Consider the following 17,733-nt stretch of genomic DNA (forward strand, 5'->3'; position numbering starts at 1 on the left):
GGCTGGGATTTGTTAATAAGCCCCAGGCACTCCACGACCGGAACGCAATGTCCGTGGTGGTGCGGATCTGTGTCTTTTATACGAAATTGGGGGCGGCGGGAGGAGATCCTCCGGCCGCCCCTTTCGTGTGTCGGCGGTTCGGGCTAGCGGGTCTTCGGGCCGCCGCGCGGCATCCGCATCCCCTTGGGCATAGGCCCCTTTGGGAGTGGCATATTGCTCAGCAGGTCGCCGAGCGCGCGCAGTCGGTCGTTGGTCGCGGTCACCTGGGGGCCCGAGAGTACCCGGGGCAGCTTCAGCATGGTCGTACGGACCTTCTTCAGCGGCACCTGGCCCTCGTCCGTGCCCACGACGATGTCGTGGACCGGGACGTCCATCACGACCCGGGACATCTTCTTCTTCTCGGCCGCGAGGAGTGTCTTCAGCCGGTTCGGGTTGCCCTCGGCCACCAGGACGATCCCGGCGCGGCCGACGGCGCGGTGCACCACGTCCTGGTTCCGGTTCATCGCCACCGCGGGGGTGGTGGTCCAGCCGCGGCCGATGTTCTGGAGCACGGCGGCCGCCGCACCCGGCTGGCCCTCCATCTGGCCGAAAGCCGCCCGCTCGGCCCGGCGGCCGAAGACGATCGCCATCGAGAGGAAGGCGAGCAGGAAGCCCAGGATGCCCAGATAGATCGGATAGCCGATCCAGAAGCCGATTCCGAGGAAGACACCGAAGGTGACGGCTCCCACGGCCGCGATGACCAGACCGATCAGCGGATCGGCCTTGCGCGTCATCTTGTAGGTGAGGGCGATCTGCTTCAGTCGCCCGGGGTTAGCGGCGGCGTCAGCGCCTTCCGCTCTCTCTGCTTTTGCCTTCCTCGCCATAATCCGAAGTTTACGTGGCCCTGGACGCGGGGTCCGCCACGGCCTCCAGTACGTGCTGGGTCTCGACCCGGTCCTTCGCCCGGCGGCGGTCCTCCAGGACGGCGGTCCAGGCGTTGCGCCGGGCGGTGCGCTGGCCGCCGGCGAGCAGCAGGGACTCCATGGCGCGCAGGGCGCCGGACACGGACGGGAGTGCGGTGGCGCGTACCGGACGGAGTGGCGCGGTCTGCATGACGGGCCCCCTTCGGGGAGGAACGGGGCCGGCCGGGGCCGCGGGAGGGGCCACGAGGGCCCGCGCGGCCCGGGGACGGTCCGGACGGCTGAGGGTGTGGTGCGGTGGTGCGGGACGGCGCGAGGTGCCGCGGGTGACACGGGGTGACGCGGGGTGGTGACACCAGCGTCACTGCTCGGTGTTACCAGGGCGTGACCGACCGGTCAAACGCCGGTGAATCCCGGAATCCGGCGGTCCGGGAGCCCGGCGCGGCCCGTGCCCCGTCCCCACCTGGGGGAAGCGGCACGGGCCGCGCCCGACCTCGTATTACCGATGGGTAATGACTTGTGCTCGACTTCACACGGGGCGTTACGGCCCCGGTGGCTCAGACGACCGGCAGTGTGGCCCGGTCGCCCGTCAGCCGCTTCTCCATCGCCTGCTGGTACAGCCGCCCGGCCCGGTACGAGGAGCGGACCAGCGGGCCCGACATCACACCGGAGTAGCCGATCTGCTCGGCCTCCTCCTTCAGCTCCACGAACTCGTGCGGCTTCACCCAGCGCTCCACGGGGTGGTGGCGCACCGAGGGACGCAGATACTGCGTGATCGTGATCAGCTCGCAACCCGCGTCGTGCATCTGGCGCAGGGCGTCGGAGACCTCCGCCCGCTCCTCGCCGAGGCCGAGGATCAGGTTCGACTTGGTCACCAGACCGGCCTCCCGGGCCCGGGTGAGTACCTCCAGGGACCGGTCGTAACGGAAACCGGGGCGGATCCGCTTGAAGACCCGCGGCACGGTCTCGACGTTGTGCGCGAAGACCTCGGGGCGCGAGTCGAAGACCTCGGCCAGCAGCTCCGGCACCGCGTTGAAGTCCGGCGCGAGCAGCTCCACCTTGGTCCGGCCGTCCGCGCGGTCCGCGGTCTGCCGGTGGATCTCCCGCACCGTCTCGGCGTACAGCCAGGCACCGCCGTCGGCCAGGTCGTCCCGGGCGACGCCGGTGATCGTGGCGTAGTTCAGGTCCATCGTGACGACGGACTCGCCGACCCGCCGGGGCTCGTCGCGGTCCAGCGCCTCCGGCTTGCCCGTGTCGATCTGGCAGAAGTCACAGCGCCGGGTGCACTGGTCGCCGCCGATGAGGAAGGTGGCCTCACGGTCCTCCCAGCACTCGAAGATATTGGGACAGCCCGCCTCCTGGCAGACCGTGTGCAGGTCCTCGCTCTTCACGAGGGCCTGCATCTTCGTGTACTCGGGACCCATCTTCGCCCGGGTCTTGATCCACTCGGGCTTGCGCTCGATGGGGGTCTGGCTGTTCCTGACCTCCAGGCGCAGCATCTTGCGTCCGTCGGGTGCGACAGCGGACACGTGGCGCCCCTTTCTGCTATCGCGGCATTCGATTCTGCGGCGCCCACCAGGGTACGCCCGTGCTTTGTACGGCCCTCAGTCGAGCCAACCCGGTCACCCGGAGGTGCATTCCCCCGAACGGTCGGTAATCCGGACGGCGGGTACGGCGGTCGCGCTCAGGACGCCGCCCCCACGGCCCGCGGCACCGGCCGCGCCTGCTCCAGTACCCGCAGCAGATGTCTCTCCACCACCGGTACGACCTCGGCGATCGTGATGTCCCGGCCCAGTTCGTTCGCGAGCGACGCGACGCCCGCGTCCCGGATCCCGCACGGCACGATCCGGTCGAACCAGGTGTTGTCCGGGTTCACATTGAGGGCGAACCCGTGCATGGAGACGCCCTTCGCGATCCGGATTCCGATCGCCGCCAGCTTCCGGTCCTCCCGGCGCTGGCCCGCGTTGGAGGGGGCGTACTCCGGCCCGTTCAGCCGCGGATCGAACTCGGGGTCCTGCAACCGGGGGTCGAAGTCGAGGTCGAGCCCGCCGGGCGACGGCCGCTCCGCCACCGGGTCGCCCAGCACCCAGACCCCGCTGCGGCCCTCGACCCGGCTGGTCTCCAGACCGAACTCGGCGCAGGTGTCGATCAGCGCCTCCTCCAGCCTGCGGACGTGCGCCACCACGTCCACCGGGCGCGGCAGCTTCAGGATCGGATAGCCCACCAGCTGACCGGGGCCGTGCCAGGTGATCTTGCCACCCCGGTCGACGTCGACGACCGGCGTGCCGTCCAGGGGCCGCTCGCTCTCCTCGGTCCGGCGTCCCGCCGTGTACACCGGCGGGTGCTCCAGCAGCAGACATGTGTCGGGGATCTCGTCGGCGAACCGCGCCGCGTGCACCTCCCGCTGCTTCTGCCACGCCTCCCGGTACTCCACGGCGTCCTCGCCGAAGCCCAGTCGGACGAACCGCAGCTCACCCAAGGCACTGCCTCCTTACGAACCTTCGCGACCCTCGCGTCGCGCCCTCGTACCCGCCGCACCCCCGCCAGGGTACGGCGGGGGAGCGCGGCACGGGCCGGACGTCTCGCCGGTCAGCGCACCCCCCATCCTCACACGTTCGGATGAAGCTCCGACGAAGCCGGTGGGCCGCATCGGAGGGGCCGCTAAATTCGCGCCGTTCCATGAGGGCTGCGACCGGCCCGGAAGGCAGGAGACCAGACGGCTGATGACGGAACGACCACCGCAGCGCATTCCCAACCGCCAGCTCGCCGCACTGATCGGCGAAGCCGGGTTCTCCAACGCGGGCCTCGCCCGCCGGGTGGACCAGCTCGGCCTCGAGCACGGTCTCGACCTGCGCTACGACAAGACGTCCGTGACCCGCTGGCTCCGCGGCCAGCAACCGCGCGGCACCACGCCCGCGCTCATCGCCGAGGTCTTCACCCGACGGCTCGGCAGACGGCTCTCGGCCCAGGACCTGGGGCTCGACGCCTGTGCGCCGGTCTACGCGGGACTGGAGTTCGCCGCCACCCCGGAGGAGGCCGTCGAGATCGTCGGCGGGCTCTGGCGCAAGGACTCCGGCAGCCATGCCGAACTCCGCAAGATCGCCTTCACCCCGGCCGGGCTCGTGGTGCCCAGCCGGGACTGGCTGATCGGGCGGGCCGACGAACGGGTCGCCCGCGGTGACCAGGCGCCCGCGGCGCCGCCGCAGCCGGGCGGGCCCCGGGTCCCCGCCCAGGGCGGGGCGGGCGTGCCCCGCCAGCGCACCGGCGACCGGTCCGCCGAGCGCGGCCCCGGCCAGCGGGTCTCCAGCGGCGACATCGCCGCCCTGCGCTCCGTCGGCGAACTCTTCCGCACCATCGACGACGCCTACGGCGGCGGACACGCCCGCCAGGCCCTCGTCCGCTATCTGGAGCACGAGGCCGAGCCGATGCTCCGCGGTACGTACGGGGAGGTCACCGGGCGCCGGCTGTTCGGCGCGGTCGCCGATCTGACCCGGCTCGCCGGATGGACCTCGTACGACATCGCCGCGCACGGACTCGCCCAGCGCTACTTCGTGCAGGCGCTGCGGCTGGCGCAGGCGGCCGGGGACCGCGCCTACGGCTCGTACGTCCTGGTCACGATGAGCCGCCAGGCGGTCTATCTGGGCCACGGCCGGGAGGCCGTCCAGCTCACCCGGGTCGCCCAGCAGGGAGTGGGACCCGCTGCCCCGCCGGTGGTGCAGGCCCTGCTGCACGCCGTCGAGGCCCGGGGCCACGGCGTGCTGGGCGAGGCCCGCGCCTGTACGGCGTCCCTCGTCCGGGCCGAGCGCGCGCTGGATTCCGCCCGGCCCGGGGACGAGGTGCCGCCCTGGGCGCGGTTCTTCGACGAGGCCCAGCTCGCCGACGAGTTCGCGCACTGCTACCGCGACCTCCAGCAGTACCGCCCGGCGATCCAGTACGCCGAACGGTCGCTCCAGCTCCGGCCCCACCAGCTGGCCCGCAGCAGGCTGTTCTGCCGGGTCGTGCTGGCCACCGCGCGGCTCGGCCTCGGCGAACTGGACCAGGCGTGCGCGCTGGGCGCCGAGGCCGCACTCCAGGCGTCGGAGATGCGTTCCGTACGCGCCCTGGAGTACGTCCGCGACTTCGAGCGGCGGCTCGACCCCTACCGGGAGGCCGCGGCGGTCCGCGGCTATCGCGAACGCGTCGCGGCGCTGGGATAGGCCGATGGGCGGGCGGTCCCGAGCCCCGGCGGAAGGTCCACTTCCGCCGGGGCTCCGGCCCGTTTCTAGTGCTGTGACCGGAAAGGTTTGCCGTGGGCCCGCGGCGTTCGGTGCGGTGCATCGCAAGGCGGAGGTCCACGGCTCGTACTGGACGTACTTGCGTGGTCCGACAACGCGGCGAGGTGCCGTGCCGGGCGTCGCGGGCCGGTGAACCTTTCCGGTCACAGCGCTAGGCCGCCAGGGGCAGGTCAGGGCCCTGGGCGTCGGGGATCCCGAAGTCCCGCAGCACCGCGCGGGCGGCGCGGCGGCCCGAGTGGAGGGCGCCCTGGACCGTACTCGTGTCCCGGTGGTCCCCGCAGACGTACAGCCCGGACAGCACCCGCACCCGGCGGCGCGGATCGTGCGGGGCGGGCATCGCGGGCGCCGCGTCGGGCGTGTGGTGCACGGCGAGCAGCTCCCAGTCGTTCGTCGGTACGCCGTAGAGCCGGGCCAGCTGCGCCCGTACGGCGCCGTCGAGCCCCGGCGGGGGAGTGCCGAGGACGGTGGAGGTGATCAGGGCGCGCCCGGCCGGGGCGCGGGACGGGTCGACGGCGCTCATCACCGCGGTATGCGCGACCGGGCCCGACCGGTCGGCGTCCAGCACCAGCGCCGATCCCGTGGGGGGCGCCACCGGCGCGGTGTGGTGCACCACCGTCACCGGGTGGAACTCCGGCACCCGCAGCCCCGGCAGCAGCTCGGCCGCCTCCCGGGCGCCGGTGGCCAGGATCAGCGCGCGGCACGACAGCTCGCCGAACTCCTCCGTGCAGACCCGGTTGATCGACGCGTCCTTGACCCGCACCCCCGGCAGGACCGCGCCCGGGGGCAGCGCCGCGGCCAGCAGGTCCGGGATCGCCGACGCCCCGCCCTCGGGCACGCAGACCCGGCCGCGGGCGAAACCCCGCAGCGCGAGATCGGCGCACCGGCTCGACGTCGTCAGCTCCGGATCGCACAACAGGGCCGACAGCAGGGGCCGCAGAAAGCCGTCGACGGTACGGGCGGGCAGCCCGCGCACGGCGAGCGCCTCCGCCGCCGACCGCTCGGGGCGGGCCGCCAGCCGCGCCGTCGACGTGCCCGCCAGCCGGGCCAACGAGGCGCCGAGCCGCGCCTCGTCCAGCGGCCGGGGGGCGCTCGCCAGGGCGCGTGCCACCGTCAGTGCTCCCCCCACGCCCCTGCGGGCGGCGCGGGCGGCGGCCGGTTCGGCGGGGGTACGGGGGTACGGCACGGCCGCCGCGCCCCGGCGGCGTACCACCTCGCCCGTACGGTGCAGCCTGCCGTCGCCGTGGACCAGCAGCCCGGGGGCGAACGGGCGGAGCGCGAGGGCTCCGAGCGCGGGGGCGCGGTGCAGCTCACGGTAGGAGGTGTTCAGGAGACGGCCGACGTGGTCGAGCCGGAAGCCGTCGGTCTCGTCGGTCGCCATCCGGCCGCCGGGCCGGTCCGCGGCCTCCAGGACCGAGACCCCGATCCCGGCGCCGGTGAGCGCGAGCGCCGCGGAAAGACCGGCGACGCCGGCTCCGACGACGATGACGTCCGCATGATCCGCGTGGTGTGCGGTGCTGATGAGCACGTGCCCCTCCCCGAGGTCGGCAACGGCTGGTGGGAGGCTCGGCTCCCACAGAGTCATGCCCTCAACGGGCCCGGCGGATACCGGGGTCCGGGTCGAGGTTAGAAGCGGTGGCCGAGTCCCGCCCGCGCGCGTGCGGCGGGGCACGGGTGCGTACGGGGCGCATACACCCGCCCCCCGAGTGGCGTCGCCGTTCCGATGACCCTCGTCTTCGGGGTTTCCCCCCGTGGGTGGTTGCTCGCGCAGTTCCCCGCGCCCCCAAGATCTCCGGCTGAGCGTTCCCGCGGCAGGTGAAGGCTTTTAGGGGCGCGGGGAACTGCGCGAACAGCCACAGGCGGCGCGCGGCCGGAACACGAGGGTCATGGCTACGGCGCTCCCCGCCGGGCAGGCGGCGGCGGCCGGAACGCGACGGTCATGGGTACGGCGCGACCCGCCGGGCGGGACCGGGCGGGACCGTCACGGGTCTCGGGGCCGGGGCCCGGGGCCCGGGGTCATCGAGGCGTGAGCGCAGCGGTGATGGCGGAGTCGATCGACGGGAACGCGAACGAGAACCCCGACTCCAGCAGAGCCCGCGGCACCGCGCGCGTACTCGCGAGGACGTCGGACGCCATGTCCCCGAGCGCGATCCGCAGCGCGGGCCGCGGCACCGCGAACAGCGTCGGGCGCCTCAGGGCCCGCCCCATGGCCGCCGTGATCTCCCGGTTGGTCAGCGGCTCGGGCGCCGTGCAGTTCACCGGGCCCGACAGCGACGGGGTGTCGATGATGTGCCGCAGGGCCGCGACCTCGTCGTGGAGGGCGATATAGCTCCAGTACTGGCGGCCGTCGCCGAGCCGTCCGCCGAGCCCGGCCTTGAAGAGGGGGAACATCCGGCCCCACGCCCCGCCGCCGCGCGCCACGACGAGCCCCGTCCTGGCGAACGCGGTCCGGATCCCCGCCTCCCGGGCCGGCGCGGCCGCGGCCTCCCACTCCACGCAGACCTCCGGCAGGAAGCCCTCGCCCGCGGGGCCGCTCTCGTCCACCGCGCGGCCGCCGGTGTCGCCGTAGTACCCGACGGCGCTGCCGCACAGCAGTACCCGCGGCGGGGTGTCGAGGGACGCGACCGCCTCGGCGAGCGTCGCGTTGCCCAGGACCCGGCTGTCGCGGATCTCCTCGCGGTACGCCGCCGTCCAGCGGTGGTCGCCGACCCCGGCGCCCGCGAGGTTCACCACCGCGTCGCAGCCGTCCAGACGCGCGGTGTCCACCCGGCGGCGGGCCGGGTCCCAGGAGACCTCGTCCCCGGCCCGCGCGGTGTGCCGTACCAGCCGCAGGACCTCGTGTCCTTCCGCGCGCAGGGAGTGGACGAGTGCCGTACCGATGAGTCCGGTGGAGCCGGAGACCGCGATCCTCATAAATCCATCCTGCCCTGTGACGAGGTGTGAAACAGTGACCGCCATGTCGGAACTCCGTGCGCCCGCCACGTATCAGATCCGTCCCGCCCGTACCGAGGACGGGGACGCGCTCGCCCGGCTGGACCGGGACACCTGGTCCCCGCTGCACGCCGTGTCGCCGGAGCCGCAGCCGCCGTACGCCCCCTTCTTCGACGCCACGCATCTGCCCGGGCACTTCCTGGTCGCCGACGAGGACGGCACGGGCGAGCCGCTCGGCTACATCCGGCTGGTGCCGCCCACCCCGCTGCCGTGCAACCGGCACGTCCGTCAGATCCAGGGGCTGGCCGTCGCGGAGTCCGCCCGGGGCCGCGGGGTCGGCCGGGCGCTGCTCCGTGCCGCGTACGACGAGGCACGCGGCCAGGGCGCCGTACGCATCACCCTGCGCGTCCTCGGGCACAACGCGCCCGCCCGCGCGCTCTACGAGTCCGAGGGCTTCGTCGTGGAGGGTGTGCTGCGGGAGGAGTTCCTCATCGGCGGCGCGTATGTCGACGACGTCCTGATGGGCCGCCGTCTCGACTGATCCTGCCGGTCCTGCTGGTCCTCCCGGCCCGGCCGTGATCCGTCACTCGGGGCCGAAACGCGCCCACAGCCGGGGGAAGCGGCGGGCCAGATCCGTGTCGTCGTCGAAGTCGAACGGGGTGCCGACCGGTTCGGCGGGCTGCGGCGGGATCCCCAGATCCGGTGCGACGGCGCCGGTGAGCTGCTCGTACGCCTCGTCCGCCGCGTAGCCGATCTCCTCGCCGTCGCCGTCCCCGCCGTCGTCCCCGTCGAAGTCGTCCAGCAGTTCCGCCAGCGCGTCGGGGTCGTGCAGCGCGCCCTCGAAGACTTCCCGGCCCTGGGCGATCAGCCAGCAGCGGAAGTAGTCGAAGACGTCGTCGCTGGCGCCCTCCAGCAGAACGGCCGCGGCGCCCCACAGGTCCCAGGTGTAGGCGCGGTTGTAGCGGGCCTCGAAATGGCGGGCGAAGTCCAGTACGGAGTCGGGGTCGAGCCGGAGCAGCCGCTCCACCAGCTGATCGGCATGGTCCTCGGGATCGCCGTCCGCGGCCTCGCGGGTGCTGTCCACGATCTCCCAGAACTCCGTCTCGTCCATCACGCGTCCAGCATCGTGCGTCGGGACGGTACGCGCACCCGGAACCGCGCACCCGGACCGGAAGCCGGATCACCAAGAAGGTCGCGACCCGGGAGATCGTCCGCCAAGCCGGACAGGAGATGTCGGGATTCCGTGGCACGGTCGGTGCCATGACAGTGAGTACACCGAAGCAGAGCCGCCCGCTGGCGGGCCGCGTCGCCCTGGTCGCGGGCGCCACCCGGGGCGCCGGGCGCGCCCTGGCCGTCGCCCTGGGGGCCGCGGGCGCGACCGTCTACGCCACCGGCCGCACCACCCGCGACCAGGTCAGCGAGACGGGCCGTACGACCGAGACGATCGAGGAGACCGCGGAGCTGGTGACGGCCGCGGGCGGCGAGGGGATCGCCGTACCCACCGACCATCTCGACACCGGCCGGGTCCGGAGCCTGGTCGAGCGGATCGACGGCGACCACGGACGGCTGGACGTCCTCGTCAACGACGTCTGGGGCGCCAACGCCTACCTCGACTTCGACACCCGGATGTGGGACGTCGATCTGGAGCGGGGGCTGCGCATGATCGACCTGGGCGTACGGACCCACATCATCACCAGCAGCGTCGCCCTGCCGCTGCTGGTCCGGCGGCCGGGCGGGCTGGTCGTGGAGGTCACCGACGGCACCGCCCGGACCAATCGGGGGTTCCGGGAGAACTTCTACTACGACCTGGCGAAGAACGCGCCGATCCGGATGGCCTTCACCCTGGGCGAGGAGCTGCGGCACGTCGGCTGTTCCGCCGTCGCCGTCACGCCGGGCTTTCTGCGCTCCGAGGAGATGCTCGACCACTTCGGGCTGACCGAGGAGAACTGGCGCGACGGCGTCCCCGGCCAGGAGCACTGGGCGCTCTCCGAGTCGCCCGCCTATCTGGCCCGGGGCGTGGCCGCGCTCGCCGCCGACCCGGAGCGGGCGCGGTTCAACGGGCGGTCACTCGACAGCGGGGAGCTGGCCCGGGAGTACGGCGTCACCGACACCGACGGCAGCCGCCCGGACGTCTGGGGGTTCATCCTCGCCGAACGGGCGGGGGAGAAGCCCGACCTCGCCGACTACCGCTGAACGGGGGCGCCCCGGCTCAGCGGTACAGCTCGGCCATCCGGGCCGCCGCGGCGGCGAACTCCGCGCGCAGCCCGGCGGGTGCCAGCACCTCGGCCTCGGCCCCGAGGGACAGCAGCTGGACATAGGCCACCTCGTCGGACTCCACGGGCAGCGCGACGGTTACCCGGCCCTCGGGGTCCGGCGGCCCGGCGGCGGCCAGCGCCTCCCGGGCCGCGGCCCGGTCCGTCACGTACGGCAGCCGTCCGACGCCCGTCCCGGTCAGCCGCAGAACGACCTCGGAACGGAGGAGGGAGCGGGCGAACTGGCCCGCCCGCTCCTCCCAGAAGGCCGGGAGGTCGAAGCCGGGATCGCGGTCGAAGCAGCCGGAGAGGCCGGGGGCGGCCGGGGCATCGGGAGAGCCGGTACCGGTCGTCGTCGTACCGGCGGCCGGCTCGGCGACCGGTTCGGCGACCGGCTCGACGGTCGTGAAGCGGTCGATGCGATAGACGCGGAAGGGCCCGTCCGGTGGCGTCGCCCGTGCGCACAGGTACCAGACGCCCGCCTTCAGAACCAGCCCGTACGGTTCGAGGACGCGCTCCACCCGCTCCCCGCGCCGGTTGGCGTAGACCGCCGTCACCCGCAGGTCCCGCCAGACCGCGTCCGCGACCTCCGCCAGCAGCGGCGGTGTCTCCGGCTCGTGGTACCAGCCGGGCGCGTCGAGGTGGAAGCGCTGGGCCGCCGTACGCGGCGCGTCGCTCAGGGACGGCAGCAGGGCGGCGGAGACCTTCAGCCGGGCGGCGGACGCCGCGTCCTCCAGACCCATCTCGCGCAGCGCGCCCGGCAGCCCGGAGAGGAAGAGCGCCTCCGCCTCGTCGCGGCCGAGACCGGTCAGCCGGGTGCGGTAGCCGCCGATCAGCCGGTAGCCGCCCGCCCGGCCCCGGTCGGCGTAGACCGGTACCCCGGCCTCCGACAGGGCGAGCGCGTCACGGGTGATGGTCCGCTCGGAGACCTCCAGCTCACGGGCGAGCTCGGCCCCCGTCATCGAGGGTCTGGCCTGGAGCAGCAGCACCATCTTGATCAGCCGGGCAGCACGCATTCCCCCATGATGCCGGGCCCGGCGTCACACCAGCGGCTCCTGGAGTTCGGTGACCCACTGCTCCCGGTCGTCGGGGCACTCCAAGGTGATCTCCCGCGCGTACCCGGCCGACCGGTGGCCGTGCGCGTCGATCCAGTGCGCGAGGGTCTGGGCGGTGGCCACGACCCCGTCCATCGACCCCCTGTGCATGATCGTCGCCGCCCGTTCCAGCGCCGGGAGCACCACGACCGGCACATCCGGGCCCGGCCGGTCCTCCGCCCCCAGGACCATCGCCGCGTGGACCAGGATCGCGCCCTCGCCGACCGCCGGATCGTGGTCCTGGTCGTCCGCACGGCCCTCGGGGAGGTTCTCGTAGTACGCGATCCCCGGCCCGGCCGGGGCGGTGCCCGCAGCCTCCAGCCGCCGGAACAACTCCTCGTACAGCGGACCGATCACCGGGCCGATGTGCTCGGCGCCGAAACCGCGGGCGGTGGCCGTCAGCTCGGCCACCCGGACCGCGGGCACGCTCTTCACCACCACCTCGTCGACGGGCAGCCTGCCCTCGTTCTCGATCGACCGCAGCCGCGCCTCGACACCGGTGAGCCGCCCGGCGGCCTCCGCCATCGCCGCCTCCAGCTCGGCCCGGCGCAGGGTCAGCATTCCGCGCAGCTCGTCCGTCCCCACCTTGTCGTCCACGATCCGCCGCACCTGGTCGAGGGTGAAGCCGAGGTCCTTGAGGGCGACGATCCGGTTGAGGACGGCGAGCTGGGCCGCCGCGTAGTGGCGGTAGCCGGTGCGCGGGTCGGTGTGCTCGGGGCGCAGCAGTCCGATGGCGTCGTAGTGGCGGAGCATCCGGGCGGACACCCGGCCGTGCCGGGCGAAGTCTCCGATGGTGAACACAGGGGGCTCCCAGCGCGTACGGGTGCGGACGGGGTCCAGGATGCCGGGCCCGTACCCGGATACGACATCACCCCCGGACGGTGGTGCGTACCGTCCGGGGGTGATCGTCGTGAGCGTCAGAGCCCGTAGCGCTCCCGGGCTTCCTTCACGGCCGAGGCCGGGACCTCGCCGCGGCGCGCGAGCTGCGCCAGCGCCGCCAGGGTGATCGACGGCGCGTCCACGCCGAAGTGGCGGCGGGCCGCCTCACGGGTGTCCGACAGACCGAAGCCGTCGGTGCCGAGGGACGACCAGTCCTGCTCGACCCACTGGCTGATCTGGTCCGGCACCTGCCGCATCCAGTCGCTGACCGCGATCACCGGACCCGGCGCCCCGGCCAGCGCCTTGCGTACGTACGGGATGCGCTCCTCGCCGCGGAGCAGCGCCTCGTCCGCCTCCAGGGCGTCCCGGCGCAGCTCGCCCCAGGACGTCGCCGACCAGACGTCGGCCGTGACACCCCACTCGTCGGCGAGCATCCGCTGGGCCTCCAGCGCCCAGTGGATCGCCGTACCGGACGCCAGCAGCTGGAGCCGCGGGGAGTCCGGGCGGGGGGCCGTGCCCTCCTGGAACCGGTACAGGCCCTTGAGGATGCCCTCCTCGACGCCCTCGGGCATCGCGGGCTGCCGCTTGGGCTCGTTGTAGACCGTCAGGTAGTAGAAGACGTCCTCGGCGTCCGGACCGTACATCCGGCGCAGACCGTCCTTGACGATCACCGCGATCTCGTACGCGAACGCCGGGTCGTAATTGAGCGACGCCGGGTTCGTGGACGCGATCAGGTGCGAGTGGCCGTCCGCGTGCTGGAGGCCCTCACCGGTGAGGGTCGTACGGCCCGCGGTGGCGCCGACGATGAAGCCCTTGCCGAGCTGGTCGGCGAGCTGCCACATCTGGTCGCCGGTCCGCTGCCAGCCGAACATCGAGTAGAAGATGTAGAACGGGATCATCGGCTCGCCGTGCGTCGCGTACGACGACGCGGCGGCGATGAAGTCGGCCATGGCCCCGGCCTCGGTGATCCCCTCGTTGAGGATCTGGCCGTCGGTGGCCTCCTTGTAGTACATCAGCTGGTCGCGGTCGACCGGCTCGTACGTCTGCCCCAGCGGGGAGTAGATGCCGGCGGACGGGAACAGCGACTCCATACCGAAGGTACGGGCCTCGTCGGGGACGATCGGCACCCAGCGGCGGCCGGTCTCCTTGTCCCGCATCAGGTCCTTCACCAGGCGGACGAAGGCCATCGTGGTGGCCATCTCCTGGCTGCCGGAGCCCTTCTGGAGGGCCTTGAAGCCGCGCTCCTCGGGCTCGGGCAGGACGACCTGGTGCACCCGGCGGGCCGGGGCGGGACCGCCGAGGGCCGCGCGCCGCTCCTGGAGGTAACGCACCTCGGGGGAGTCCGCGCCCGGGTGGCCGTAGGGGACCGTGCCGTCGGCGAAGGCGCTGTCCGGGATCGGCAGGCCGAGCAGCTCCCGCATGTCCTTGAACTCGTCGACCGTGAGCTTCTTCATCTGGTGGTTCGCGTTCTTCGACGCGAACCCCTTGCCGAGGGTGTGGCCCTTCACGGTCTGCGCGAGGATCACCGTCGGCGCGCCCTTGTGGGCGAGGGCGGCGCGGTAGGCCGCGTACACCTTGCGGGCCTCGTGGCCGCCGCGGGAGGTGTAGAAGCACTCGGCGATCTTGGCGTCCGTGAGGACCTTCGCCAGCTCGGCGAGGGCGGGCTCGGCACCGAAGAAGTGCTCGCGGATGTAGGCGACGTCACGGGTGGCGTACGTCTGGAACTGCGCGTCCGGCACCTCGCGCAGCCGCCGGACCAGGGCGCCCGTGGTGTCGATGGCGAACAGCTCGTCCCAGGCGTTGCCCCAGAGGGTCTTGACGACATTCCAGCCGGCGCCGCGGAACTGGGCCTCCAGCTCCTGCACGATCTTGAAGTTGGCGCGGACCGGGCCGTCGAGGCGCTGGAGGTTGCAGTTGATGACGAAGGTCAGGTTGTCCAGCTGCTCGCGGGCCGCGAGCGCAATGGCCGCGGTCGACTCGGGCTCGTCCATCTCGCCGTCGCCGAGGAAGGCCCAGACGTGCGAGTTGGCGGTGTCCTTGATCGACCGGTTGTGGAGATAGCGGTTGAACCGCGCCTGGTAGATCGCGGAGAGCGGGCCGAGACCCATGGAGACCGTGGGGAACTCCCACAGCCAGGGGAGCCGCCGCGGATGCGGGTACGACGGCAGACCGGCGCCGCCCGCCTCCTGGCGGAAGTTGTCGAGGTGGGCCTCGGTGAGGCGGCCGTCGAGGAAGGCGCGGGCGTAGATACCGGGCGAGGCGTGGCCCTGGATGTAGAGCTGGTCGCCGCTGCCGTCGCCCTCCTTGCCGCGGAAGAAGTGGTTGAAGCCGGTCTCGTAGAGCCAGGCCGCGGAGGCGAAGGTGGCGATGTGGCCGCCGACGCCGAGACGGGAGCCGCGAGTCACCATGGCCGCCGCGTTCCAGCGGTTCCAGCCGGCGATCCGGGACTCCAGCTCCTCGTCGCCGTCGAAGCCGGGCTCGGCGGCGGTGGGGATGGTGTTGACGTAGTCCGTCTCCAGCAGCCGGGGCACGGGCACGCCCGCCTTCTCGGCGTGCTGGAGGGTGCGGCGCATCAGATACGCGGCACGGTGCGGGCCCGCGTGCCGGGTGACGGCATCGAGGGACGCCGCCCATTCGGCGGTCTCCTCGGCGTCACGATCCGGGAGCTGGTCCAGCTCGCTCGGAAGCTTGCCTACGGGGTCGGCCATGGTCGCCGCCTTCCGGACTGGGAGGGGGGTGGAGAAGGTGGAGGCAGGTGGTACTCGGGTCGTACGTCGTGCCTTGGGGGTGCCTTGTCTGGCAGGACAGGGCGAGCGGGGTCGGTGTGCCCCGAGTGACTGTAAGCCTCTGATCGATGATCGATCAAAGTGCTTGGAGGTAAAACTTCCTTGAGGGGGCTAAATTGGCATTCCGTGCCATGAAATAGGGCACGGGGTGCCGCTGACCTGGGACTTTACGTGACGGTTACCTTACGGAGCGGGGTGGGTCGAGCGGGTGGGGACGTTACGGAACCCCCCGCTCGGCGGGCCGCCGGGAACCCGCCGCCCGGGGCGCGCGCCTCCACCCGGCACCCGGCGGCGATAATGGCAGGCACCCCCACCCGTCGTCCGGTCCCCCTCGGGAGCTGTTTATGACCCCGCCCGTCGTCCACTCGCTGCGGGAACAGATCCGCGAGCACATCGTGGAGGGGATCGTCAGCGGTCGCTGGAAGCCCGGTGAGCGGATCGTGGAACGCGGTATCGCCACCGAGCTCCAGGTCTCCCAGACGCCCGTCCGCGAGGCCCTGCGCGAGCTGGAGAGCCTGCGGTTGATCGAGTCCGCGCCGAACAAGGGCGTACGGGTGAGGAACCTCACCGCGGCCGATCTGGAGGAGAGCTACCCCGTCCGGGCCGGACTGGAGCAGATCGCGGCCGAGCTGGCCGCGGACCGGCTGGCCCGGGACTGCTCGGCGCTCACCCCCCATGTCGCGGCGCTGTACGAGGCGGACCGCGCGGGCGACTCCGCGGGCCAGGTGCGGTACACCGTCGCCTTCCACCGGGAGCTGGTCAGGGCCGCCGACAACGCGGTACTCCTGCACACCTGGGAGGGGCTCGGGATCGAGGTCTTCACGACGCTGTCGATCCGCTGGCTCGGCACGGTGCAGCAGTCGTACGCGGAGGAGCACGAGGCGCTCGTGGACGCGTTCCAGCGCCACGACCCGGAGATCGGCGCCCTCGTCAAGGCCCACGTCCTGGGCTGCGCCCCGCGGGCGTAACGCCGGGCGCTCGCGCTGTGCGGGCAGCCCGCGGCCCCGGCACCTGGCAAGGGCCAGGAGGAGGAGTTCCAGGGGCGCTGGGGGTCCCCCCATTGCCGAAGGCATAGGGGGCGGAACTGCGCGAGCAACCACCGACTGGCTGCGGTCGGCAACGTGCGATAGCCCCGCTGCTCCGGATCCGCGCCCCTGTGCAGAACGCGCGTCCCCCGCCGGGAGGCCCCGGCGGGGGACGCGTTCGTCATGCGGAGGGGGCTGCTACAGGCCGAGCTCGATCTCGAACTCGCCCGCCTCCAGGATCGCCTTGACCGTCGTCAGGTAGCGCGCCGCGTCCGCGCCGTCCACCAGACGGTGGTCGTAGGAGAGCGACAGGTACACCATGTCGCGGACACCGATGACCGTGCCCTCGGTCGTCTCGATGACGGCCGGGCGCTTCACCGTGGCGCCGATGCCCAGGATGGCGGCCTGGGTCGGCGGCACGATGACGGTGTCGAACAGCGCGCCGCGCGAACCGGTGTTGCTGATGGTGAACGTCGCGCCCGCCAGGTCGTCCGGACGGATCTTGTTGGTGCGCACGGCACCCGCGAGCTCCGCGGTCTTCTTGGCGATACCGGCCAGGTTGAGGTCGCCCGCACCCTTGATGACCGGGGTCATCAGGCCCTTCTCGGAGTCCACGGCGATGCCGATGTTCTCCGAGTCGAAGTAGGTGACGGTGCCCTCGTCCTCGTTGATCCGGGCGTTGACGATCGGGTGGGCCTTCAGCGCCTGGGCCGCGGCCTTGACGAAGAACGGCATCGGGGAGAGCTTGACACCCTCACGGGCGGCGAAGCCCTCCTTGGCCTGGGCGCGCAGCCGCATCAGCTTGGTGACGTCGACCTCGACGACCGTCGTCAGCTGGGCCTGGCTGTGGAGCGCCTTCATCATGTTGTCGCCGATGAGCTTGCGCATCCGGGTCATCTTGACCGTCTGGCCACGCAGCGGGGAGACCTCGAGAGCCGGGGTCTTCTTCGCGGCGGGGGCGGCCGGAGCGACAGCGGCGGCGGCGGGCGCGGGGACGGCGGCACGGGCGGCCTCGGCCGCCGTGACCACGTCCTGCTTGCGGATCCGGCCACCGACACCGGTGCCCTTGACCGCGCCGAGGTCCACGCCGTTCTCGGCGGCGAGCTTACGGACCAGCGGGGTTACGTACGCGTCACCACCCGAGGGCGCCGCGGGAGCGGCGGGCGCGGCCGGAGCCGGAGCAGCCACGGGAGCGGGAGCGGGCGCCGGAGCCGGGGCGGCCGGGGCCTCCCGCACCGGCTGGGGAGCCGGAGCCGGAGCAGCCGCCGGGGCGGGAGCCGGAGCCGGGGTCTCCGCGACCGGCGCGGGCGCCGGGGCGGCGGCCGGAGCCGGAGCGGCGGGCGCGGCGGCGGGCGCCGGAGCGGCACCCGGGGCGCCGATCACGGCCAGCTTGGCGCCGACCTCGGCGGTCTCGTCCTCGGCCACCACGATCTCCAGCAGAACGCCGGCGACCGGGGCGGGGATCTCGGTGTCGACCTTGTCGGTGGACACCTCCAGCAGCGGCTCGTCCTCGTCGACGGAGTCGCCGACGGCCTTCAGCCAGCGGGTGACGGTGCCCTCGGTGACGCTCTCGCCGAGCGCGGGGAGGACGACGTC

At 72.9% G+C, this 17,733-nt stretch carries 15 protein-coding genes; 4 read left to right on the top strand and 11 right to left on the bottom strand.

Annotation, left to right across the window (positions count from 1 at the left end; all coding sequences use genetic code 11):
* Positions 1–143 precede the first annotated feature (143 nt).
* The 4 genes from ACFXG1_RS31005 to lipB all read right to left on the bottom strand — a co-directional run bounded on the left by ACFXG1_RS31005 (position 144) and on the right by lipB (position 3,378).
* Positions 144–863 (bottom strand): DUF4191 domain-containing protein, encoded by a 720-nt coding sequence (locus tag ACFXG1_RS31005; RefSeq protein ID WP_384745517.1) that lies wholly within the window; start codon positions 861–863, stop codon positions 144–146.
* Between the two features lie 10 nt (positions 864–873).
* Positions 874–1,092, bottom strand: a complete 219-nt coding sequence (locus tag ACFXG1_RS31010) for a hypothetical protein (protein ID WP_384720645.1) — start codon at positions 1,090–1,092, stop codon at positions 874–876.
* A 364-nt stretch (positions 1,093–1,456) separates the two neighbouring features.
* A complete protein-coding gene (lipA, locus tag ACFXG1_RS31015; RefSeq protein ID WP_384722079.1) occupies positions 1,457–2,428 on the bottom strand; it encodes a lipoyl synthase in 972 nt (323 codons plus the stop codon).
* A 155-nt stretch (positions 2,429–2,583) separates the two neighbouring features.
* Positions 2,584–3,378 (bottom strand): lipoyl(octanoyl) transferase LipB, encoded by a 795-nt coding sequence (gene lipB / locus ACFXG1_RS31020; protein WP_384722076.1) that lies wholly within the window; start codon positions 3,376–3,378, stop codon positions 2,584–2,586.
* A 244-nt stretch (positions 3,379–3,622) separates the two neighbouring features.
* On the opposite strand from lipB, the gene ACFXG1_RS31025 reads away from it, so the two are divergent.
* Entirely contained in the window at positions 3,623–5,095 is a 1,473-nt protein-coding gene (locus ACFXG1_RS31025; RefSeq protein WP_384745520.1) for a regulator, read from the top strand.
* 229 nt (positions 5,096–5,324) lie between these two features.
* On the opposite strand, the gene ACFXG1_RS31030 is transcribed toward ACFXG1_RS31025, so the two are convergent.
* Positions 5,325–6,698 carry an NAD(P)/FAD-dependent oxidoreductase gene (locus ACFXG1_RS31030; RefSeq protein ID WP_384745521.1) on the bottom strand — a complete coding sequence of 458 codons (1,374 nt, stop codon included), beginning with the start codon at positions 6,696–6,698 and terminating at the stop codon, positions 5,325–5,327.
* A gap of 488 nt (positions 6,699–7,186) precedes the next feature.
* Complete coding sequence (locus ACFXG1_RS31035; protein ID WP_384719688.1) at positions 7,187–8,083, bottom strand: TIGR01777 family oxidoreductase; 897 nt, start codon at positions 8,081–8,083, stop codon at positions 7,187–7,189.
* A gap of 43 nt (positions 8,084–8,126) precedes the next feature.
* Here ACFXG1_RS31035 and ACFXG1_RS31040 point away from each other — a divergent pair, with 43 nt between their 5' ends.
* Complete coding sequence (locus tag ACFXG1_RS31040; protein ID WP_384719686.1) at positions 8,127–8,642, top strand: GNAT family N-acetyltransferase; 516 nt, start codon at positions 8,127–8,129, stop codon at positions 8,640–8,642.
* A 42-nt stretch (positions 8,643–8,684) separates the two neighbouring features.
* Here ACFXG1_RS31040 and ACFXG1_RS31045 read toward each other — a convergent pair whose 3' ends face one another.
* A complete protein-coding gene (locus tag ACFXG1_RS31045) occupies positions 8,685–9,212 on the bottom strand; it encodes a DUF4240 domain-containing protein (protein ID WP_384719692.1) in 528 nt (175 codons plus the stop codon).
* Between the two features lie 149 nt (positions 9,213–9,361).
* On the opposite strand from ACFXG1_RS31045, the gene ACFXG1_RS31050 reads away from it, so the two are divergent.
* Entirely contained in the window at positions 9,362–10,294 is a 933-nt protein-coding gene (locus tag ACFXG1_RS31050) for an SDR family oxidoreductase (RefSeq protein WP_384719684.1), read from the top strand.
* 16 nt (positions 10,295–10,310) lie between these two features.
* Here ACFXG1_RS31050 and ACFXG1_RS31055 read toward each other — a convergent pair whose 3' ends face one another.
* The 3 genes from ACFXG1_RS31055 to aceE form a co-directional block, all read right to left on the bottom strand.
* Positions 10,311–11,369, bottom strand: coding sequence for a helix-turn-helix transcriptional regulator (locus ACFXG1_RS31055; RefSeq protein ID WP_384745524.1), 1,059 nt, complete (start codon positions 11,367–11,369; stop codon positions 10,311–10,313).
* Positions 11,370–11,393: 24 nt separating this feature from the next.
* Positions 11,394–12,248: a MerR family transcriptional regulator gene (locus ACFXG1_RS31060; protein ID WP_384722835.1), complete on the bottom strand. Its 855-nt coding sequence runs from the start codon at positions 12,246–12,248 to the stop codon at positions 11,394–11,396.
* A 116-nt stretch (positions 12,249–12,364) separates the two neighbouring features.
* Positions 12,365–15,034, bottom strand: coding sequence for a pyruvate dehydrogenase (acetyl-transferring), homodimeric type (aceE, locus tag ACFXG1_RS31065; RefSeq protein WP_384745526.1), 2,670 nt, complete (start codon positions 15,032–15,034; stop codon positions 12,365–12,367).
* A 422-nt stretch (positions 15,035–15,456) separates the two neighbouring features.
* On the opposite strand from aceE, the gene ACFXG1_RS31070 reads away from it, so the two are divergent.
* Positions 15,457–16,080 carry a GntR family transcriptional regulator gene (locus ACFXG1_RS31070; protein ID WP_384720807.1) on the top strand — a complete coding sequence of 208 codons (624 nt, stop codon included), beginning with the start codon at positions 15,457–15,459 and terminating at the stop codon, positions 16,078–16,080.
* A 255-nt stretch (positions 16,081–16,335) separates the two neighbouring features.
* Here the strand turns inward: ACFXG1_RS31070 and sucB are convergent.
* Positions 16,336–17,733: 2-oxoglutarate dehydrogenase, E2 component, dihydrolipoamide succinyltransferase (gene sucB / locus ACFXG1_RS31075; protein ID WP_384745528.1), on the bottom strand; the 1,398-nt coding region annotated here is incomplete at its 5' end.

The organism is Streptomyces sp. NPDC059248 (genome assembly GCF_042753905.1).
In the GTDB taxonomy this organism is placed as follows: Bacteria; Actinomycetota; Actinomycetes; order Streptomycetales; family Streptomycetaceae; genus Streptomyces.